The sequence below is a fragment of the uncultured Actinomyces sp. genome (assembly GCF_963542285.1).
GTDB lineage: Bacteria > Actinomycetota > Actinomycetes > Actinomycetales > Actinomycetaceae > Pauljensenia.
In genome coordinates, this window is sequence record NZ_CAUTWQ010000003.1 from 17723 (window position 1) to 38771 (window position 21049).

The 21049-nt window shown below is 55.8% G+C and carries 15 protein-coding genes and 1 tRNA gene; 5 read left to right on the top strand and 11 right to left on the bottom strand.

The annotated features are described in order from the left end of the window. The first annotated feature begins 168 nt into the window (after nt 1-168). Together RW023_RS02125 and pepN are read left to right on the top strand one after the other, a co-directional pair. Nucleotides 169-2133, top strand: a complete 1965-nt coding sequence (locus tag RW023_RS02125) for a M13-type metalloendopeptidase (protein ID WP_315579675.1) — start codon at nt 169-171, stop codon at nt 2131-2133. Nucleotides 2134-2277: 144 nt separating this feature from the next. Next, a complete protein-coding gene (gene pepN, locus RW023_RS02130) occupies nt 2278-4836 on the top strand; it encodes an aminopeptidase N (RefSeq protein ID WP_315579676.1) in 2559 nt (852 codons plus the stop codon). Between the two features lie 63 nt (nt 4837-4899). On the opposite strand, the gene RW023_RS02135 is transcribed toward pepN, so the two are convergent. Then, nucleotides 4900-6183, bottom strand: coding sequence for an MFS transporter (locus RW023_RS02135; RefSeq protein ID WP_315579677.1), 1284 nt, complete (start codon nt 6181-6183; stop codon nt 4900-4902). Nucleotides 6184-6349: 166 nt separating this feature from the next. Between RW023_RS02135 and RW023_RS02140 the strand changes: the two genes are divergently transcribed. Continuing rightward, a complete protein-coding gene (locus RW023_RS02140) occupies nt 6350-8371 on the top strand; it encodes an OPT family oligopeptide transporter (RefSeq protein WP_315579678.1) in 2022 nt (673 codons plus the stop codon). A 163-nt stretch (nt 8372-8534) separates the two neighbouring features. Here the strand turns inward: RW023_RS02140 and RW023_RS02145 are convergent. The 10 genes from RW023_RS02145 to RW023_RS02190 form a co-directional block, all read right to left on the bottom strand. Continuing rightward, a tRNA-Ala gene (locus RW023_RS02145) sits at nt 8535-8607 on the bottom strand. A 101-nt stretch (nt 8608-8708) separates the two neighbouring features. Next, nucleotides 8709-9488 (bottom strand): histidine phosphatase family protein, encoded by a 780-nt coding sequence (locus RW023_RS02150; RefSeq protein ID WP_315579679.1) that lies wholly within the window; start codon nt 9486-9488, stop codon nt 8709-8711. After that, nucleotides 9485-9910 carry a ribosome silencing factor gene (gene rsfS, locus RW023_RS02155; RefSeq protein ID WP_315579680.1) on the bottom strand — a complete coding sequence of 142 codons (426 nt, stop codon included), beginning with the start codon at nt 9908-9910 and terminating at the stop codon, nt 9485-9487. The genes RW023_RS02150 and rsfS overlap by 4 nt, the downstream gene beginning before the upstream one ends. A gap of 92 nt (nt 9911-10002) precedes the next feature. After that, the gene (gene nadD / locus RW023_RS02160; RefSeq protein ID WP_315579681.1) at nt 10003-10614 is read right to left on the bottom strand and encodes a nicotinate-nucleotide adenylyltransferase; all 612 of its coding nucleotides are present in this window, start codon (nt 10612-10614) and stop codon (nt 10003-10005) included. Nucleotides 10615-10625: 11 nt separating this feature from the next. Next, the gene (locus tag RW023_RS02165; RefSeq protein ID WP_315579682.1) at nt 10626-11906 is read right to left on the bottom strand and encodes a glutamate-5-semialdehyde dehydrogenase; all 1281 of its coding nucleotides are present in this window, start codon (nt 11904-11906) and stop codon (nt 10626-10628) included. Nucleotides 11907-11909: 3 nt separating this feature from the next. Continuing rightward, a complete protein-coding gene (gene proB, locus RW023_RS02170; protein ID WP_315579683.1) occupies nt 11910-13019 on the bottom strand; it encodes a glutamate 5-kinase in 1110 nt (369 codons plus the stop codon). Further along, entirely contained in the window at nt 13020-14543 is a 1524-nt protein-coding gene (obgE, locus tag RW023_RS02175; RefSeq protein WP_315579684.1) for a GTPase ObgE, read from the bottom strand. It abuts the gene before it with no gap. 98 nt (nt 14544-14641) lie between these two features. Then, entirely contained in the window at nt 14642-14902 is a 261-nt protein-coding gene (gene rpmA, locus RW023_RS02180; RefSeq protein ID WP_009748005.1) for a 50S ribosomal protein L27, read from the bottom strand. A gap of 29 nt (nt 14903-14931) precedes the next feature. Further along, nucleotides 14932-15252, bottom strand: a complete 321-nt coding sequence (rplU, locus tag RW023_RS02185; protein ID WP_034251010.1) for a 50S ribosomal protein L21 — start codon at nt 15250-15252, stop codon at nt 14932-14934. A gap of 174 nt (nt 15253-15426) precedes the next feature. Beyond that, a complete protein-coding gene (locus RW023_RS02190) occupies nt 15427-17883 on the bottom strand; it encodes an Rne/Rng family ribonuclease (protein WP_315579685.1) in 2457 nt (818 codons plus the stop codon). A 417-nt stretch (nt 17884-18300) separates the two neighbouring features. Here RW023_RS02190 and RW023_RS02195 point away from each other — a divergent pair, with 417 nt between their 5' ends. Together RW023_RS02195 and cydB are read left to right on the top strand one after the other, a co-directional pair. Further along, entirely contained in the window at nt 18301-19851 is a 1551-nt protein-coding gene (locus RW023_RS02195; RefSeq protein WP_315579686.1) for a cytochrome ubiquinol oxidase subunit I, read from the top strand. A gap of 14 nt (nt 19852-19865) precedes the next feature. Beyond that, complete coding sequence (gene cydB, locus RW023_RS02200; protein ID WP_315579687.1) at nt 19866-20987, top strand: cytochrome d ubiquinol oxidase subunit II; 1122 nt, start codon at nt 19866-19868, stop codon at nt 20985-20987. Nucleotides 20988-21049 lie beyond the last annotated feature (62 nt).

Sequence of the window (21049 nt, forward strand, 5' to 3'; positions counted from 1 at the left end):
ATGTACCACTTAAATCATTACTCTTTTCGAGTCTTTGCACATCCGCCCACACCGTTTTGCACATACGTGCAGACGGGGGTGCTTGCCATGTAATCATTCGCAGGAAACTTAGGTATCCCTAAACATTAGGGGGTGCAATCACGCGCCCGAGCAACGTACAGTGTCCCTATGACTGAGACCCTAAGCTACCGTCCTCAAGACGATTTCTACCGCTTCATCAACGGCCATTGGCTTGCCACCCACAAGATTCCTGCAGATCGCCCGATGGACGGTATCTTCAACCAGCTCCACGATCAATCCGAACTGTGGGAAAAAGAGATTGCTGAGGATGCGAGCTCCGGTAAGATTCCAGGACACAACGCTGAATTAATCGCCCATCTCTACGCCACCTTCATGGACGAAGAAGCTGTCGAGACCGCAGGCTACTCCCCTATTGCGGGAAAGCTTGAGCGCCTGCGCAGCGTAAGCACTCACCTCGAACTCGCACGCTTGATGGGGACTTTCCGCTACGAAGGCATTGGGGGCCTCTTCGGGAGCTATGTCGGCACCGATGCCCACAACTCCAGCAGGCACCAATTGGATATTTACCAAAGCGGCATTTCACTTCCCGACGAGGCCTACTACCGCGAGGAGCAGCATCGCCCGATCCTCGAGGCCTGGGAGGCCTACGTTGCCACCCTCTTCACCCTTGTCGGAATTGATCAGGAGCAGGCAGCTGGACATGCACACGCGGTGAAAGAACTGGAAACGCAGATTGCATCCTTCCATCGCGACGCAGTCTCAAACCGCGACCCGCTTTTGGCTGATCACCCCATGACGTGGAAGGAACTGTGCAGCTCTTATCCCTCATTCCCCTGGGAAGAATGGGCCACATCCGCGCATCTTCCCATCGATAAGGTCGATACTCTCAACGTCTCCCAGCCAGAATTCCTTGAACATGCAACCGCGCTCTGGTCTCAAACGGATCTTGAAACACTGAAGCTGTGGATGGAACATTCACTCATCGATGAATACGCGATGCTGTTGTCGAGCGAGTTTATTGAGGCATCTTTCAACTTCCACGGTCGAGCTCTTTCAGGAACCGAGGAACTTCGCCCCCGCTGGAAGCGTGGACTTTCCCTGGTATCTTCACTCCTTGGCGAGGCCATGGGTGAAGTTTGGGTGTCGCGCCACTTCCCTCCCGAAAACAAGGCCATCATGGACGAGCTTGTTCATTCTCTTCTTGAGGCCTATCACCAGGCCCTGTCCACATGCGACTGGATGGGCGAAGAAACGCGAGCAGCAGCTCTCAAGAAGCTCTCAACTTTCACCCCGAAGATTGGCTACCCCGACCGTTGGATCGATTATTCTCCACTGAGCGTGGAGTCGCTTTCCCTTGTTGATACTGTCGAGGCCGCGACGAGGTTCCACGTTCAACGCCGCTGGGATAAGTTGGGAGGCCCCGTCGATCGCACTGAATGGCACATGACGCCTCAAACGGTCAATGCCTACTACGACCCAACGATGAACGAAATTGTTTTCCCCGCGGCCATTCTTCAAGCGCCCTTCTTTGATCCAAAGGCCGACGATGCATCGAATTTCGGTGCAATCGGTGCGATTATCGGTCATGAGATTGGACATGGATTCGATGACCAAGGTTCGCGTTTCGATGCAGAGGGAAATCTGGAGAACTGGTGGAGCGAGGAGGACCGTGCTCGTTTCGAAGAACGCACAAAGCGCCTGATCGAACAATACGATGCTCTGACCCCACGTGATCTTGAGGGCGAGGAGCCTGCGCTCCACGTCAATGGAGCATTAACCCTGGGTGAAAACATTGGGGATCTCGCCGGTCTTTCTATTGCTTGGCAGGCCTACGTCTCTCGTTTGAATAAAAAGGGACAAACACCAGAAACTGCCCCTGTGATCGACGGATTAACTGCGGCGCAGCGTTTCTTCACTTCCTGGGCACGCGGCTGGAGGACCGCTATCCGACGCGAATTCGCCAAACAGCTCCTGAGTATTGACCCGCACTCCCCCGCAGAATTCCGTTGCAATCAAGTTGTCGCAAACATGGATTCCTTTGCTGAGGCTTACGATCTGGGACCCGATGACGCCTTGTGGATTGCCCCCGACGAACGCGTTCATATTTGGTAGCCAGGACAACTGAGTTTTCATTTCGTCACAACAATGCAACAGATGGCGCGGCAAGGTTCGCACCATTGGCGTAAACATGCAAAAATAAACACGTTTACGCGCAGCATGCGCGTGTGAATCATCAACACAATTGGAAGGTACGCAATGCCTGGCCTGAACCTGACGCGCGAAGAAGCACAGCAGCGCGCAGCAGTGATCTCAGTTGATCACTACGACGTCGAACTCGACCTCACTCGCGGAGACAGGGACTTCCTTTCTCGCACCACCGTTACCTTCAGTGCTACTGAGGGCGAGGCGACCTTCGCTGATCTAGTTTCGAATAACGTTCATTCGATCGTCCTCAACGGCGAAACTTTGGACCCGGTGATTCACCAGGACAACCGTATTGCCCTTCCGCCCCTCGCGGCCAACAACACCTTGACTGTTGAGGCTGACTGCCAGTACATGCACACCGGCGAAGGCCTTCACCGCTTCGTGGACCCCGCGGATTCACAGGCCTACTGCTACTCGCAGTTCGAGGTTCCCGATGCTCGCCGTGTTTTTACAACTTTCGAGCAGCCCGACCTCAAGGCAACCTTTACTTTCACGGTCACCGTTCCTGCAGGCTGGAAGGTCTTCTCGAACTCGGCTACCCCCGAGCCTGAGGTTCACGAGGATCGCTGGACGTATCGTTTCGAAGAAACCGAGCGCATCTCAACCTATATCACTGCGATTATCGCTGGCCCCTACCAGGGCGTTACCGATTCCCTAGTCTCCAGTGATGGCCGCACAATTCCCCTCGGCGTGTGGTGCCGTGCATCCCTTATCGACTTCTTGGATTCTGATCGCATCCTCGAAATCACCCGCCAGGGATTCTCTTTCTTCGAGGCCGCTTACGGAATTCCGTACCCCTTCAAGACTTACGACCAGATCTTCGTCCCCGAATACAACGCGGGTGCGATGGAGAACGCCGGCTGTGTCACTTTCCGTGACCAGTACATTTTCCGTACCCGCCCCACGACCGCTGACTTGGAAGCTCGTGCCAATACGATCCTCCACGAGCTGGCACACATGTGGTTTGGCGATCTGGTCACCATGAAGTGGTGGAACGATCTGTGGCTCAATGAGTCTTTCGCTGAATTTATGAGCCACTTGGCTCTGGCTGAGGCAACCGAATACACAGAAGGTTGGACCGGCTTCATGCTCCGTAAGGACTGGGGCATGAACCAGGATCAGCTTCCTACCACTCACCCCATTACCGCTGAGATCCGCGATCTTGCCGATGTTGAGGTGAATTTCGACGGCATTACCTATGCAAAGGGGGCATCGGTTCTCCGCCAGCTGGTCAGCTATGTCGGCCGCGAGCACTTCTTCGCAGGCCTGCATGAATACCTGACGAAACACTCCTACCAGAACGCCACCTTGGCAGATCTTCTTGACGAACTTGAAAAGGCCTCGGGTCGCGACCTCAAGCAGTGGTCGCAAGTCTGGCTGGAAGAAGCAGGCATCACTCTGCTTCGCCCCGAAATTGAGGTTGACGATAACGGGACGATCACCAAGCTTGCTGTGCTTCAGGAGTCTTTCTCTGAGGGCTCTTCTCTGCGTCCTCACCGCTTGATTGTTTCCGGTTACAGCGCAAACGAAGAGGGAACAATCTCTCGCGTGTTCAGCCAGGAACTTGATGTTGATGGCGCCTCGACCATTGTCGAGGAAGCTCAGGGGATCGCACGCCCTGATCTCATCCTCATTAACGACCAAGATCTGGCCTACGCAAAGGTTCGCTTGGATCCGCAGTCTCTTGACTTCGCAATCCGCAATATCTCACGCTTCGAGGATTCCTTGACTCGCGGCGTCATCATGGCCTCGGCTTGGGACATGACCCGCGATGGTGAGATGCCCGCACACGACTACCTCACGCTGTTGCTCACCGCTCTACCTGTTGAGCGCAATGCGACCATGCTGCGTCTCTACCTGCGTCACCTTGACCAGGCACTGGAGACCTACGTCGCGCCCTCGAAGCGTGCTGCTCTGCAAGAGCGCGTTGCTTCAGCTTTGCTCATCCTTGCGCGCACCGCTGCTGCTCACTCCGACGAACAACAGCTTTTTGTGCGCGAGCTTGCACACTGCGCTGTTCTCCCCGAGCACTTCGAGGCCATTCAGGGACTCTACGATGGAACCCAGACCCTGATGGGCTTGGATCTGGACGTTGACCTGCGCTGGGCTCTCCTCATTGCTCTGGTACGCGGAGGCGTTGCTGGCGAGGCCGAGATCGCAGCCCTTGAGACCGAGGACGACACGATGACGGGTCACCAGAAGGCCGCCGCTGCGCGAGCCGCCGTGCCCGATCAGGGCATCAAGCAGCAGACATGGGATGCTGTTCTTCGCGATCTGTCCATTCCCAATGACACCCGTTGGGCAATGGTTTCGGGTTTCTGGGCCCAGGCGCGAACGAACCCCGACATGTATGTCCCGGTGGTTGCCGACTACTTCGATTCTCTTGAGCAGATCTGGAGGGATCACACCTTCCACATCGCTGAAGATATTGTGACCTTGATGTTCCCCAAGGCCATTGCGGGATACGCCCAGGGTATCGATCCGATCGCCAAGGGAAACGAGTGGATCTCCAAGCACCCGGCGGCATCAGCTGCATTGGTTCGCCTGCTCCGCGAGCAGATTTCGACCACTGAACGCATGCTGAATGCTCAGGCTGCAGACCTGAACTGATATAAGCGATATAAGTGGGGGTTGGTTCACGCAGAACCAACCCCCACTTTGTTTTATACGAATTTAGACTTCAAGCTCATCGTCGACCATTCCCGTTCCGGCACCAACAAAGGTCGCTACGCCCATGAGTAAACCGGTTACGGACATGGCAATCAATGGAATGGTTTGATTCCCAAGCGACTGAAGCAAAAGACCAAAAGCAATCGGTCCAACTGCAGCAATGACGTAGCCGATAGGCTGAACCAAGGCTGAGAGATCCGCAGTCACTGCGGCATCGCGAGAGCGTGCGGGAATGAGCGCCAAAATCAGTGGGAAGGTAAAACCACCAATTGCTAAGAGTGATACCCAGATCAGTGCGTAGCTCCCGGGAAACGCTGCAAGTCCAAGCCAACCGCAGAAGGCAAGAAGACCCAAGAATGCAGCGAGCCACGGAATATGCGTTCCAACGGTATCAATCATGAAGGGAATCACCAGTCCGCCAACAACCGCCCATAAATTCACCAGTGCCGCCATGAGAGAAGCAAAGGATGCAGAGTACCCGGAATTCATAAGAATTTGAGGAAGGAAGGCAAACTGTACATAGGCATTGAGTGATTGCAGCCCAAATCCAAGAACCAGTGCAATAGCTGTTCGCGAGCGGTAGATTGGCAATCTCGAGGTCGAAACTCGCACGGAATCTTCCTGATTTTGAGGTTTATCATCCGAGGGCGATTCACGCACTACCCGCGCCGCTACGCCATCAGGGCGATCCTTGCCTGCACGCACTGTAATCCTGATCCACACAAGACCTGCCACGAAGGCAAAGACAACCCAAGCCGCCAGAGAATACTGCCAATACCGACCATCCCTGCCAGCAAGAGGAACAGCAAGAGCTGAGCCAAAGGCACCGCCGATCAAAAGGAGCGTCCCATAGGCAGTAACAAGCAGGGTCCCCCTCCCGGCCTCGTGGTACTTAATCCACGCGGGAACCAAGACATTAGCCAGCGCGGGACCAACGAGAGCAACAACACTGAGGACACAGAAGAGAGTAAAGTTCCCAGCCCAGGGACGAAGAAGCAAACCAAGCCCGCTGATGAATGTCCCAAGCGTGAGGATCATACTCATTCCCCATCGCCTCGACATGGGGACAGCCATCAGGCCAACACCCGCAAATACCAAACAGGGAAGAGCAGAAAGAACTCCCAGTGCACCCGCACCCGCGTGATAGGCCTGCGAAATATTTCCAAGCAACGGTCCAATTGATGTTGCCCCGGAACGCATGGTCATACTCATGACGACGATGCCAAGGAAGGCAAGAGACGTCGAGACTGCGGCTCTGGAATACGATTTTCGCTGATCCGTCATCATCGCTGTGTGTTCTTCATTTCATTATCCCCAGTATTTACAAAATTTTCCCAAATTGTGACCATACATTGAACTTAATTTTCATAAGGAGATTAGACTTGCAATCACTAGTCTGACCGATAGATGGTTGCATGAGCGACCACACCGTCAGCACACGGAAAGGATTCACGTGTCTACGCCTACTAGGAGCACTCGCTCGTCACTGAAGGAATTAACCTTCCGCGGCATTATTATTGGTGGAATTATCACCCTGTTGTTTACCGCGGCAAACGTTTACCTCGGATTGAAAGTCGGATTAACCTTCGCAACCTCGATCCCTGCAGCCGTCATCTCGATGGCAATTCTACGGTTTTTTGCCGATCACACCATCCAAGAAAACAACATTGTCCAAACGATTGCATCTGCTGCAGGAACTCTTTCCGCAGTGATCTTCATCCTCCCCGGCTTGGTCATCGTCGGCTGGTGGAGCGGCTTCCCCTATTGGACGACAATGGCGGTCTGCGCAGTCGGTGGCCTTCTAGGCGTTATGTACTCGATCCCGCTGCGTCGCGCGCTGGTGACCGGATCTGATCTTCCCTACCCCGAAGGCGTCGCAGGAGCCGAAATCCTCAAAGTCGGCGATGCCCACGAAAAGTCAGACGATAACACTCTTGGCCTACACGCAATTATCTGGGGCGCGATTTGCTCAGCAGCAATGTCTTTGCTGTCCTACATGAAGGTTGCAAGCTCGTCGCTTTCCGCAACGTTTAAGCTCGGAGCTGGAGCAACCTCGATCGGAACTTCCCTGTCGCTTGCCCTGATCGGTGTTGGCCACCTTGTTGGATTGACTGTTGGCATCGCGATGCTCATCGGCATGTTCGTTTCCTACTTCATCCTGATTCCCTACTTCAGCGCCGGCCAGCTTGATGGATCGGCATTGTCTGATGTCGTCGGTACTGTCTTTTCCAGCCAAGTGCGTTACATCGGCGCAGGCGTCATGGCTGTTGCCGCAATCTGGACCCTCGTCAAGATCATTTCCCCAATCATCAAGGGAATCCGCGACGCAATGCGCTCCTCACACACCCGTCACGATGGTGGTGAGGTTCCTCAGACCGAACGAGACATCCCGATCACGATTGTCGCACTGGTGATTGTGCTGTCAATGATCCCCGTGGGCGGCCTGCTCTGGCTGTTTACAAACGGCACGGAAATCGCACACAACACAGCAATGCTCATCGCTGTTTCGGTGATCTTCACCCTTCTTGCAGGCCTCCTGGTCGCAGCGGTCTGTGGTTACATGGCAGGCCTCATCGGTTCATCCAATAGCCCCGTATCCGGCGTGGGCATTTTGGTCGTCGTCCTCACCGCGCTGGCGATTGTTGCGGTTCACGGTCACGGCTCCTCTCCTGCAGAGACAACAGCTCTGATTGCCTACACGCTCTTTACCGCAGCAATTGTCTTCTGTATTGCGACGATCTCGAATGATAACCTGCAGGACCTCAAGACCGGTCAGCTGGTAAACGCAACTCCGTGGAAGCAGCAGGTGGCTTTGATCATCGGCGTTGTTTTTGGCGCGCTTATCATTCCTCCGGTTTTGAACCTTATGCAAAATGCCTTCGGTTTCCAGGGAGCTCCCAACGCCGGCGCTGACGCGCTTGCTGCTCCTCAGGCCTCGTTGATTTCCGCCCTCGCAAAGGGCGTCATCGGTGGAACTCAGAATTGGAGCCTTCTGGGTCTGGGAGCCATCATCGGCATTGTTATCGTCATCATTGACGAGGTTTTGAACCTCACGACGAAGCGTCGTTTTGCTCTGCCGCCTTTGGCAGTGGGCATGGGCATGTATCTACCCGCCTCGCTGACGATTCTGATTCCCGTCGGTGGCATCATCGGCTTCTTCTACGATCGTTGGTCTGCAACTCGCAAGGATCCCGAGCGTGCTCGCCGTATGGGTACACTCCTAGCAACCGGCTTGATCGTCGGCGAGAGCCTCTTTGGCGTGATCTACGCGGGCATTGTTGGCGCGACAGGAAGTGAAGAACCTCTTGCTGTCGTGGGCGATTCCTTCGCAACGCCCGCAACCTTCATCGGTGCGATCTTCTTCGTCGGAAGCATTGCCCTCCTCTACCGCTGGATTCGTGGAGTGGTTGCGCGCACGGATAGTGAGCCTACCCTTCCCGAGGCGGGAGCTGAGGAAGCGATCGACGTGCACTAAGCATCGCTAGCCTAGCGCGGGAGGGGAGCCGGATTTGATCCGACTCCCCTCCTTCTCTATTCGAAGTACTCCCTGAGATCACTTCTTAGCATTTCCCGCGCACGTTAAGTTCTTTTCTTATACAAAAATCCGCTGGATGATCACACATCCAGCGGTCTTTTTGTGGAGCTAAGGGGATTCGAACCCCTGACCTCTTCCATGCCATGGAAGCGCGCTACCAACTGCGCCATAGCCCCGTAGGTTCCGGCGATCTCTCACTCGGACCTGTTAAGAATAGCGGACGATACCCGCCAAGGCAAAATTAAGGAGCTGTGCGAGGAAACACACCTGCGCTCCCCTACGCGCCAAAGACCTCCGGGCGAGCCCCAACATTGTGTGAAGCCAGACGCCAACGGGCGGCACCCGAGGCACCAGAACCACCGCCACCGGCAAGGACGAGTTCTGACCAGTGAACATTGTCAACGCCGCGGATGCAATCAAAATGACGCGGATCCAAGCCAATCGTGGACATCACACCGCGCGCGATAGCAGCGCCATGCGAAACGGCAACCAAAGTACCACCTTCGGGAACCTCTGCGGCATGCTCAAGCACGGCCTCGCGAACGCGATCGCCCACTACACCTCCGGGCTCAACACCAGCTCCCGCACTTTCGCCCGTCTGACGCCACTCAAGCAACCACTCGGGGTATTGCTCGGCAATCTGATCGAAATCCAGACCTTCAAAAACGCCGTAGGAACGCTCGAGAAGGCGCTTATCGACCGCGATCTCCCCTACTTCAACGCCTAAGGTCTTCAGCTCCTCAGCCAATGCCTGAGCGGTATTCAAGGCACGTTCCAAAGGTGAGGAGACAAGACGAACAGCCGTTGCTGAAACATAATCGGCGTTCAGACCGCCAATTCGACCTCCACCGGCAAGCCGGCGAGCCAGAACCTTACCGCCTTCGACGGCCTGCTCACGACCCACCGAGTTCAAAGGAATATCAATAATCCCCTGGAAACGATGCTGGACGTTGTAGTCGGTCTGTCCATGACGAAGAAAAACAATCCGCCGCGCGCCAGCGATCTGGGAATACCCAGCCACGGCCTCGGCAGAAACGGAAGAAGTATCGACACTCATTCGCTCATCTCCTCAATAACCTGCGAAGGAGTCATAAACGGACGCACACCCGCACCGGGCGCTACATCAGGAAGTTCAAGGCGGGTAATTGTCTGATCTGACCACAAACGCTCAAGAGCGTAAAACTCGCGGTCTTCCTGGCTCATCACATGAATAACAACATCGCCGTAGTCGGCCAGCACCCACGTGCCTTCGCTGCGGCCCTCGATGCGCTGAGGAACGATGTGGTAATCGCGCCCGATCTCATCCATGATTTCCTCAGCGATTGCGCGCACCTGACGCGACGAAGGGGCAGAGACCAGAAGGAAAGACTCCGCGATCCCCAGACGCTGTGAAACGTCAATCAACACTGGATCTTGCGCGAGTTTATTGGCCGCGCCCCGCAGGGCACTGCTAATCAGGTCTTTGCTTTGAACGTCCACATTTTTCCTTTCGCCGTTTTCAGTCTGCCATTTTCTGGGCCATGCGGCTACCGAAGAACACGATGGTCCAGCAACTGAACCACTGCGTGAGGCTACTGATACAGCCTGTATTTGTTGATGTATTGGACAACCCCATCGGGCACCAGGTACCACACCGGCTTTCCGCGTTCGACACGCTTGCGGCAGTCGGTTGAAGAAATTGCCATTGCGGGTACCTCCAGTAAGGACACCGACGAAGCCGGAAGTTTCTTCGCATCAAGCACGTGTCCCGGGCGTGTCACCCCAATGAAGTGCGCAATTTCGAAGAGAAGATCAGCGTCTTTCCACTGGACAATCTGTGTCAGCGCATCCGCACCAGTGATGAAGTAGAAATCCGCATCCGGATAGATTTTTCGCAAATCGTGAAGAGTATCGATCGTATAGGTTGTCCCGCCTCGGTCAATATCGACTCGCGAAACTGAGAATCGGGGGTTCGAGGCCGTCGCGATTACCGTCATCAAATACCGGTGTTCCGCAGGAGTCACTTTGCGACCCGCTTTGAAGGGCTGCATAGCCGTGGGAACGAAAATCACCTGGTCAAGCTGGAAGACATCCATGACTTCAGATGCCGCCACCAAGTGACCGTGGTGGATCGGATCAAAGGTTCCACCCATAATACCGATCGAGCGACGTAGTTTTCCCGAGGCCGGGTCCAAAGTTTGCATGCTTCCCTTCCCTACTTTCGAACTGCTCCGTCACCTTCAATAACCCACTGGCTGGTTGTCAGCTCAGCCAATCCCATTGGACCACGGGCATGCAATTTCTGCGTGGATATACCGATTTCCGCACCCAATCCAAGTTGTCCACCATCAGTGAAGCGTGTCGAGGCGTTGACGGCAATAGCTGCGCTATCAATATTTGAGCGGAAATAGTTCGCCGCACTGATTGAAACCGTACAAATCGCTTCTGTGTGGCCTGAGGAATAGCGACGAATATGTTCAACCGCTTCCTCAATGGAGTCGACGACCTTCACTGCCAGATCCATTGACAAATATTCGGTACGCCAGTCATCCTCTGTCGCCTCGCTGATCAAGCTCTGATCAACGCTACTCACATGTGCGGCACATTCACGCGCTGCAGCATCGGCATGAATGCGTACTCCAAGACGAGTAAGCTCCGCCAAAGCTTGAGGGAGGAAGCTGTGGACCATATCGCGGTGGACAAGAAGGGTTTCAGCAGCGTTACAAACCCCAACCCTTTGAGTTTTCGCGTTGACAATGATTCGTAACGCCGCGTCAATGTCTGCTCCCGAATCAACATAGACATGGCAGTTTCCCGTTCCCGTCTCGATAACAGGAACGGTCGATTCTTCCACCACTGCACGGATCAGGCCTTCGCCGCCGCGCGGAATCAAAACATCAATGCCTCCGCGTGCGCGCATCATGGCACGTGCGCCGTCTCTCCCCCAGGGATCAACTGTTTGGACAAGATCAGCTGAAAAACCAAGGGAATCAATGGCCGCACGAATAACCTCAACAAGAGTCTCGTTGGTATTCTGCGCTGCACTTCCACCACGAAGGATCACTGCATTTCCGGCCTTCAAGCACAGGATCGAGGCGTCGACTGTGACATTCGGACGAGCCTCATAAATCATCCCAATGACACCCATGGGAACTCGAAGCTGAGTAACACGAAGACCATCGTCTGTACGGCCGCCGCGGATCACGGTACCAACAGGGTCCTCAAGAGCAATAACGTCGAGAACCGCGCTGGAAATCGCGCGAATACGGGATTCATCAAGTCGGAGGCGGTCAACAAGCCCAGCAGCCATACCGCGTTCTTTGGCGCGCTGGCAGTCCTGCGCATTTGCATGAAGGATCTGCTCACAGTGGTCGACGAGTGCGCGAGAAATCGCCAGAAGAATACCGTTGCGCTGCGCGGTAGTCGAAGTTGCCAGCGCTCGCTGCGCCCGCTTCGCGCGGTCAGTCAACTCAAAAATATCCAGATCATTACTCATGTTCTACTCCCGAACCAGAAGTGCAAGATCATCGCGGTGAACCGCTGGGCGCATGTGCTTATTCGTTTCTGAGCCCTCGTGTGAATCAATGATGTGTGCGAGTGTATCTGAGTCATAGCGCGAAATTCCGCGCGCGATCAGTCCATTATCGTCTGCAATGTCGACAACATCGCCCGCTGAAAAAACACCCAGGACCTCTTTAATCCCCGCGGGAAGAAGGGATTTCTTACCATGGGTGATTGCCCTTCGCGCACCGGCATCGATCAGGAATTGGCCATTAGAGGTGGCGACATGGGCAATCCAAAGCGTGCGAGAAGCTGGGCGATGACGCGTGGGTTCAAACCACGTACCAACTGCTTCGCCACTCAGGGCCTCGCTCAAACGGTCAGCACTGGTAAGAACAACCCCGATGCCGGCGTGTTGCGCCATGCTAGCAGCATGTAGCTTCGTTGCCATGCCTCCAGTGCCCACCGACGAGCCCGCTCCCCTGACGTCAACGTTGCTGAGCTCATCGGTCGCGTTAACTTCAGAAATTAAACGAGCATCGGGCTGCGAAGGAGGAGCTGTGTAGAGCCCATCGACATCGGTGAGCAGAATCAAGATATCCGCACCTACCATTTGCGCGACATAAGAGGCCAGTCGGTCATTATCACCGAAACGCACCTCACGGGTTGTAACTGCATCATTTTCATTAATGATCGGCACAACACCGTAGGCAAGAAGTTTATCCAGCGCAGACATCGCGTTCGTGTAGTGTTCACGCTGCATCACATCCGCGGCGGTCAGCAGCACCTGCGCAACGTGTAGATGGTGAGCCTGGAAAGCTGAGGACCAGCGAGCCATCAGGTATCCCTGTCCCATCGCCGCAGCAGCCTGCACACTTGCGAGGTCCTTCGGGCGTGCGCTCAGTCCAAGGGGCTCCAAACCGGCAGCGACAGCTCCCGAAGAAACAATGAGAATCTCGCATCCTCGCCTTGCCTTCGCTGAAACCAGCCTGGCAACGGAATCAATGCGATTCAGGTCAAGCCCTCCATCCTCACGCGTGAGCGATGAGGAGCCGATTTTCACAACGATGCGACGCGCCTGTTGCACCGCACTACCCCTTGGGGACATTTAGCGTTCATCCTCCGGATCGGTCCAGACACCACTGGACCTTTCGGTCCAAAGTTCTTCACGAGCCGCTGACTTCGCATCCATCATGTCGCGATAGCGTTCGCGACGTTCACTTGTTGTACGCCGCTCGTTTCGGTCCAGACGAAGGTCAGTTCCTCGCTGTCCAAGCAGCTCAGGACCGGTAGTCAAGGTAGGCTCCCAATCAAAAATGACGCCGTCGTGAAGAGTTCCAATAACGACGGTATCGCCAGCGTGAGCTCCCGCCTTCATCAGTTCTTCTTCCACGCCGGCACCGGCAAGGCGATCGGCAAGGTAACCCACGGCCTCGTCGTTGGAGAAGTCGGTCTGGAGCACCCAGCGCTCGGGTTTGCGCCCACGCACCTGGTAGACGGTCTCCCCTGCGTGTTCGACAACGCGGACAGTAATCTCGTCCTTGCTTCCCACCGGTCGAGGCCGAAGAACCGTACGTGCCGCTTCGAGCGCGGGCAGTTGTGCTCGGTGTTCATCGACAAGACGCGCAAGCGCAAATGAAAATTCCTTCAGGCCTTCGTGGCTTACTGCTGAGACCTCAAAAATTGGCCAACCGAAGACCTCAAGCTCAGGCTTGGTAATCTCCGCCAAGTCCTTGCCGTCAGGAATATCGATCTTGTTCAGCGCGATCACACGAGGACGCTGCATCAGGGGAACATAGCCCTCAATCTCGCCTAGATCACCTTCATATGCAGCTAGCTCTGCCTCAATCGTCCGCAGGTCGGAAACCGGATCTCGATCAACCTCAAAAGTCGCAGTATCCAAGACGTGCACAATAACTGCGCAACGCTCGATATGGCGCAGAAAATCTAGACCGAGTCCCCTACCTGCAGAAGCACCGGGAATGAGACCGGGAACATCGGCAACAGTAAAGCGTGCTTCTCCAGCTTGGACAACACCCAAGTTTGGAACGAGGGTCGTGAAGGGATAGTCAGCAATCTTTGGACGCGCTGCAGACATCGCAGCGATTAAGGATGACTTTCCAGCCGAGGGATACCCAACAAGCGCAACATCTGCAACAGACTTCAACTCCAGAACAACATTGTGTTCTTCACCGGGTTCACCCAGAAGAGCAAAACCGGGCGCCTTACGCTTCTTCGAGGCCAGGGCAGCATTTCCCAGACCACCGCGACCACCTTCGGCTACGACAAATTGAGCACCAACCCCCGTAAGGTCAGCAAGGAGCTCACCGCGAGTCGACTTCACAACGGTGCCATCGGGGACAGGAAGAATTGTATCCGCACCATTTTTTCCCTGGCGGAAGTCACCCATGCCCTGGGTTCCATTTTCTGCGCGCTGGTGCGGGTTCCGGTGATAGGTCAGCAGAGTCGTGACCTGGGGGTCGACTTCAAGGATGACAGAGCCACCATTGCCGCCGTTTCCACCGTCGGGTCCTCCCAGCGGCTTAAACTTTTCGCGTTTCACCGAGGCAACGCCATGGCCGCCGTTGCCTCCCTGGGCGAAAATCGTTACTCGATCGACAAAGCTTGCCACTGTGGTCTCCAGTCTTGGCCAGTGCGCGCCAGCGCGAATCAGGATAGTGAAAAGGGGCATCCGGCCTTGTGCCGGACGCCCCCAATCAGCGGTCGGTCTCAGGCAGAGACCGGTTCAACGATGTTGACAACCCTACGGTCACGACGGGTTGCGAACTCAACCGCACCCGCGCGCAGCGCGAAGAGGGTGTCGTCCTTGCCACGACCAACGCCCTCACCGGGGTGGAAGTGGGTGCCGCGCTGACGAACGATAATTTCGCCGGCGTTTACCAGCTGGCCGCCGTAGCGCTTGACGCCCAGTCGCTGGGCGTTCGAGTCGCGGCCGTTGCGGGAGGAGCCAAGGCCCTTCTTATGTGCCATCTCGACGTCTACTTTCTATATCGAACGGTTCAGGCGATCTCAGTGATCTTGACAACCGAGAGCTTCTGGCGATGACCCTGACGCTTACGGTAACCGGTCTTGTTCTTGTACTTGATAATGGAGATCTTCGGGCCCTTCGCAGAGTCAACAACCTCTGCCTTGACCGTGACCTTCTCCAGTGCGCTGGGCTCGACGGTGATTGCATCGCCATCGACCAGCATCAAAGGCTGGAGTTCGATGCTGGCACCAATTTCTTCTGCCAGCTTGTCGACGACGACGACGTCACCGACGGACACCTTTTCCTGCCGGCCGCCGGCCTTGACGATCGCGTAGACCACGTTGAAGCTCATCTCTTCTCGAAACTTGGACGGGCTAGGCTTCCACGTTCGAACAACGTTCCTCATCAAGAAACACTAAGCCCGTTGGCGCTCGTTGCGCCGACGATCAAATTTAGCTGAAAACCCCGCCTGAAGCAAACCGCTAGAGGGATTTTTTTCGTTTTTTGGGTGTGTGCTTGGGCACTGTCACCCTTCAACCGGGGGTGCTGCGGGTTCACTCACGGCAACCCTGCGCCGACGAGAGCGCTTTACAGGAGTTGTTTCTTCGCTCCGCGCAGGAACGTTGATAACAATCTCTTGCGTCGTATGGGTTGCAGCAACAGGTGCAGCTGGCTCCGGAAGATCAATATGGACCCGAGTGGGTTCACTCGCCTCACTCACCGCGCGACGTCGACGTGAACGCGCAGGACGCGACGGCTTAGCAGCCTTCTCGGGGCTCGAGGCTTCGTCACGAGCCGCTGCAGATTGCAGCTGGGTTTGTGCGGGCGCAACCGTGGGAGCATCCTGAGGCTCGGGAGCAGCTTCTCCCCGACTGACAGCAGGTCCGTCTTCCTGGGGACGCGTTATCCCGCGTGAACGACGCTGGCGCTTCGCCTCTGCTGAGGCTTCGCGCACAGTCTTTCGCTGCTGCGACACATCCTGCTGTGCAGATTCGGACTTCTCATCCGAAACTTGCGCTTCACCGTCTTGATGAGCGGATTGAGCTGAGTCCTCACGGTTGCTCGCAGCTGCAATTGCAGTCATCGCCTCACGAGCGCGCTCGTGCTCAGGGCTATCTTCAACGCGCGCACGATTTTGAGACTTCTTCGAGCGCTTCGGGGCTTCCTCAGCCGCACCCTGAATCTCTACCGGGTGGTGATGGACAATGAATCCGCGACCCTCGCAAGCTTCACAGGTGGTAGAGAAGGCCTCAACCAGCCCCTCACCTACACGCTTACGGGTCATCTGAACCAGACCCAGTGAGGTGATTTCAGTGACTTGATGACGTGTGCGATCTCGACCCAAGCACTCAACTAGACGACGAAGAACAAGATCGCGGTTCGACTCCAAAACCATGTCGACGAAGTCGATAATGACAATTCCGCCGATATCGCGCAGACGAAGCTGACGGACAATCTCTTCGGCGGCCTCGAGATTATTTCGAGTGACCGTCTCTTCCAAAGTTCCGCCCGCACCGATGAACTTACCGGTGTTCACATCGATCACGGTCATGGCTTCAGTGCGATCGATAATGAGCGTGCCACCACTAGGCAACCAGACCTTGCGGTCCATTCCCTTGGCAAGCTGCTCATCCACGCGGTAGGCGTGGAAAACATCTTCTGTTCCAACCCACTTGGTCACGCGATCAGAAAGCTCAGGAGAGAGCTCGTCAACGTATGCCTTGACCGTTTCATAGGTCTCGCTTCCTTCAATGATGAGCTCTGCAAAGTCTTCATTGAAGATGTCGCGGACAACACGAACCGCAAGTTCAGGCTCACCGCGCAGCAAAACCGGGGCGTTCTTCGTTGTAGCAAGCTTGGATTCAATATCGTCCCACTGCTTACTCAGACGGCGAACATCATCGCGAATTTGCTCTTCCGTTGCCCCTTCAGCAGCGGTACGTACAATTACGCCGGCAGAATCAGGGACAACCTGCTTGAGGATCTTCTTCAAGCGGATACGCTCACGCTCAGGAAGCTTTCGCGAAATGCCCATCATGGAGCCACCGGGGATCAGAACAAGGTAGCGTCCAGCCAAAGTAATCTGGCTGGTCAGGCGCGCACCCTTGTGGCCGATCGGATCCTTTGTGACCTGAACGAGGACCGGGTCACCGGATTTCAAGGCAGATTCGATGCGGCGAGGCTTTCCTTCAAGACCGACAGCGTCCCAATTCACTTCACCGGCATAGAGCACAGCATTGCGCCCCTTACCAATGTCAACGAAGGCAGCTTCCATCGAGGGCAGAACGTTTTGAACGCGCCCCATATAAATATTGCCAACCGCCGTCTTTTGAGTACGGCGCGCAACATAGTGCTCGACCAGAAGATCGTCTTCGATGATTGCAATCTGATCCAGACCATCCTGGCCACGAATCACCATCTTACGATTCACAGACTCGCGTCGAGCCAGGAATTCAGATTCGGTAATGCGGTGGTGACGACGTCCCTCACGGCGCCCTTCCTTGCGGCGCTGCTTTTTGGCCTCAAGGCGGGTTGAGCCTTTGAGTGCTTGAACTTCGTCAGTTCCCTCTTGAGCTTCAGAGGCGCGAACGCGACGACGGCGACGGCGACGAGTCGTCTCTTCACCATTTTCAGAGTTATCCGAGCTGTCGGCAGCCTCACTAGCAGGTGCTACCTGCTCCTTCTCGGCCTTCTCGGCGACCTCGGACGCTTCTTCATCCTGGTCCTTACGCCGAGAGCGCCGACGCTTTGGCTGGGCCGCCTCTGAGGAGGCATCGTCGTCTGCTGTCTTCTTTCGCGAACGCGCACGCTTCTTCGTCGTTGTTTCTTCGGTCGTTTCCTCCGCCTTCACTTCGCGGGTACGCGAGCGACGACGAGGCTTTTCTTCCGTCTCACTCTGCGAAGCATTTGCGGGGGCAGAAAAAGTCGGTTCCTGGAATGTCGGAGCCTGGAAAAGCAGAGTTGCTGCTGGAGTTTCAGGCATGGCCTCTTCTTTCACAATGTCAGTATGTTGACCGAGCTCGCACTACTAGGTCTGTATTACACGCAATGAAGCGGAAGTCTTATCGAAGTTGCAACTGGCAACCACAGGCGTCCATCTGTTGCTAGCAGGCCGCCCTGTGATGAGCAGAGAGTGCGCTCCACCCATTTCGTATTTCCCATTCTCTCATAGGGATTGCGGGCATGCCCGGGCACCTTCGCGGCGGTTCTTCCAATGTTCACCGCGTCACTATAGAATCACTTTAAATATAACGACACGGCCGCGGTTTTATTCAGAAAAGCGGCATTAAACACGGCGGGGAACTATATTTATTGACACAACGTCGTCAAAGTTTTGCCACAGCTGTGACGAACTTATGACACACCCTGAACACAATTTCCCTGAGACAGGACTATGACCATGACCTTTGCTCCAGCAGCACTTGATGCGCTGACACTGGGACGATGGCAATTCGGCATCCTGACCGTTTACCACTTCGTCTTGGTTCCTCTCACCATCGGTCTGTCGCTCTTGGTCGCGATTATGCAAACCGTGTGGCACAAGACCGGTAAAGAGGAGTGGCTCCAGGCAACTCGATTCTTTGGCAAGTTGCTCTTGATCAACTTCGCCCTTGGCGTTGCCACCGGTATCGTGCAGGAATTCCAATTCGGCATGAACTGGTCGGAGTACTCGCGTTACGTCGGCGATATCTTCGGCGCTCCGCTCGCAATCGAAGCCCTTCTGGCCTTCTTCCTTGAATCAACCTTCCTTGGCCTGTGGATCTTTGGATGGGGCCGCCTTTCCAAGGGATGGCACCTTGCCTGCATCTGGCTCGTTTCCTTTGGCACGATGTTCTCGGCACTGTGGATCCTGAGCGCGAACTCTTGGATGCAGCACCCCGTCGGCGCACGTTTCAACCCCGAAACGGGCCGTGCAGAGCTCGACGGAGTAGCTGGCTTCCTCGAGGTCGTCACCAACCCGGTCCTCGTGTGGGAGTACTCCCACGTCATCACCTCTGCTTGGCTTGTTGCCGGTACTTTCGTTGCAGGCATCGCGTTCTGGTGGATGATCCGCGCCAAGCGCCTCGGTGGTGAAGAGGGAGCAAAGGAAGCCTCGTCTATGTGGCGTCCTATCGCCCGCTTCGGCCTGCTGGTTATCCTCATCGGTGGGCTTGGAACCGCGGCAAGCGGCCACTTCCAGGGCCAAGAGCTGGTCAAGATTCAGCCCATGAAGATGGCAGCTGCGGAAGGTGTCTGTGTTGATACTCAAGGCGCAGCATTTACCGTCGCTCAATTCGGCGACTGTCCCTTGGGCGATGACGGCAAGCAGCCGACCAAGTTCATTCAGGTTCCCGGCGTCGCTGCTTTCATGTCTCACAACTCCTTCTCTGCAGACGTTAAGGGTGTTGCAGATGAGCAGCAGCGCCTGGTTGAGCTCCTCAACTCCAATGAGGATTTTGTCAAGACCTACGGCGATGCGAAGCAATACGATTTCCGTCCCCCGCAGATGGTGACCTTCTGGACATTCCGCTTGATGATCGGTACTGCAGCATTCTCCGCGGCGCTCGCGCTGTGGGGACTGTGGGCAACACGTAAGGGACGGACTCCCGCATCGAAGGCCTTGGGGATCTTCGCACTCGTTTCAATCCCCATGCCCTTCCTCGGTGCTTCTTTCGGTTGGATCTTCACCGAAATGGGCCGTCAACCCTGGGTCGTTGTTCCCAACATCGCAGGCCTTGAAAGCGGCGATCCCGTCGGATCGGTCATGATGATGACATCTGCCGGTATCTCCAGCGCTGTTCCCGCCTGGCAGGTCCTGGTGTCGATGAGCGTCTTCTCCATCCTCTACGCAATCCTCGGTGTCGTGTGGTTCATCCTCATGAAGCGCTACGCCATCGAGGGACTCCACCCCCGCCCCAAGGACGCTACCGATAAGGAAGCAGTCTCTGGCGCACTCTCATTCGGCTACTGAGGAAAGGAAAAACCATGACTTTGAGTATTTTGTGGTTCATCCTCATCGCTATCTTGTGGACCATGTACCTGGTCCTCGAGGGCTTCGACTACGGAGTGGGAATGCTCCAGGGCTTCCTCGCACGCGATGATCGCGAGCGCACCCAAGCGCTACACACAATCGGCCCTCACTGGGACGGTAACGAGGTCTGGCTGCTGACCGCCGGTGGCGCGACCTTCGCAGCATTCCCCGAATGGTACGCAACCATGTTCTCGGGAATGTACCTAGCACTCTTCCTCATTCTGCTGGCGCTCATCGTTCGCGTCTGCGCGATTGAATGGCGCCCGAAGCTCAACTCTGAGCAATGGCGCACTGTCTGGGATCGCGTTCACGCCGTCTCCGCGCTGCTTGTTCCTCTTCTCTTCGGTGTGGCATTCGCCAACCTGGTTCAGGGAATGAAGATCGAGGTCGTCACTCTCGGAACGAACGCGGTCGTTGCACCTGCGGATGTCCCCTCCTCCCTCAATACAGCTGTTCACCAGCTGACAGGTGGTTTCTTCTCACTGCTCACCCCCTACACTCTCTTGGGTGGTCTTGTCCTGGTTGCCCTGTGCCTTGCTCACGGCGCTCAGTTCTTGGCCCTCAAGACCGAAGGCGACCTGAAGGAACGCGCGAATGGTTTCGCAGCTCCCGCGACAGTGGTTGCCACTGCTCTGGCCGCAGTGTGGGTAATCTGGGGACAGCTCGCGTACTCAACGAATGTCTTGGCATGGATCCCGTTGCTCATCGCAGCACTGTGCCTCATCGCCTCGACTGTCTTCTCGCAGACTGTCTTGCGTAACGAAGGCCTGTCCTTCCTCTTCTCCTGCCTCGCGATGGCCGGAGCAGTTGCATGGATCTTCGCAGCTATGGCGCCCAACGTCATGAAGTCGAGCATCGATCCCGCTTATTCGCTGACCATCGCGCAGGCCTCGTCGACTACGGGAACTCTCACCGTGATGTCGATCGTTGCCCTCTGCTTGGTCCCCGTGGTTCTTGTCTACACTGCGTGGTCCTACTGGAAGTTCCGCTCTCGCGTTTCTTCCGCGGATGTCTCAACAAGAGCCGGTTTGATCTTGAACAAGATCCGACTGGATCAGAATTTCCTCGCGGGCTGATCGTCCGCACTGCTGGTGGCCTCGGGAAACCGGGGCCACCAGTTTTTTCACCGAGCACGACC

Excerpts from the sequence above, each read along its gene's own strand:
- RW023_RS02125 (WP_315579675.1), top strand. The coding sequence starts at position 169 with ATGACTGAGACCCTAAGCTACCGTCCTCAAGACGATTTCTACCGCTTC.
- pepN (WP_315579676.1), top strand. The coding sequence starts at position 2,278 with ATGCCTGGCCTGAACCTGACGCGCGAAGAAGCACAGCAGCGCGCAGCA.
- RW023_RS02135 (WP_315579677.1), bottom strand. The coding sequence starts at position 6,183 with ATGATGACGGATCAGCGAAAATCGTATTCCAGAGCCGCAGTCTCGACG.
- RW023_RS02150 (WP_315579679.1), bottom strand. The coding sequence starts at position 9,488 with ATGAGTGTCGATACTTCTTCCGTTTCTGCCGAGGCCGTGGCTGGGTAT.
- nadD (WP_315579681.1), bottom strand. The coding sequence starts at position 10,614 with ATGCAAACTTTGGACCCGGCCTCGGGAAAACTACGTCGCTCGATCGGT.
- RW023_RS02165 (WP_315579682.1), bottom strand. The coding sequence starts at position 11,906 with ATGAGTAATGATCTGGATATTTTTGAGTTGACTGACCGCGCGAAGCGG.
- proB (WP_315579683.1), bottom strand. The coding sequence starts at position 13,019 with ATGTCCCCAAGGGGTAGTGCGGTGCAACAGGCGCGTCGCATCGTTGTG.
- rpmA (WP_009748005.1), bottom strand. The coding sequence starts at position 14,902 with ATGGCACATAAGAAGGGCCTTGGCTCCTCCCGCAACGGCCGCGACTCG.
- rplU (WP_034251010.1), bottom strand. The coding sequence starts at position 15,252 with ATGAGCTTCAACGTGGTCTACGCGATCGTCAAGGCCGGCGGCCGGCAG.
- RW023_RS02190 (WP_315579685.1), bottom strand. The coding sequence starts at position 17,883 with ATGCCTGAAACTCCAGCAGCAACTCTGCTTTTCCAGGCTCCGACATTC.
- RW023_RS02195 (WP_315579686.1), top strand. The coding sequence starts at position 18,301 with ATGACCTTTGCTCCAGCAGCACTTGATGCGCTGACACTGGGACGATGG.
- cydB (WP_315579687.1), top strand. The coding sequence starts at position 19,866 with ATGACTTTGAGTATTTTGTGGTTCATCCTCATCGCTATCTTGTGGACC.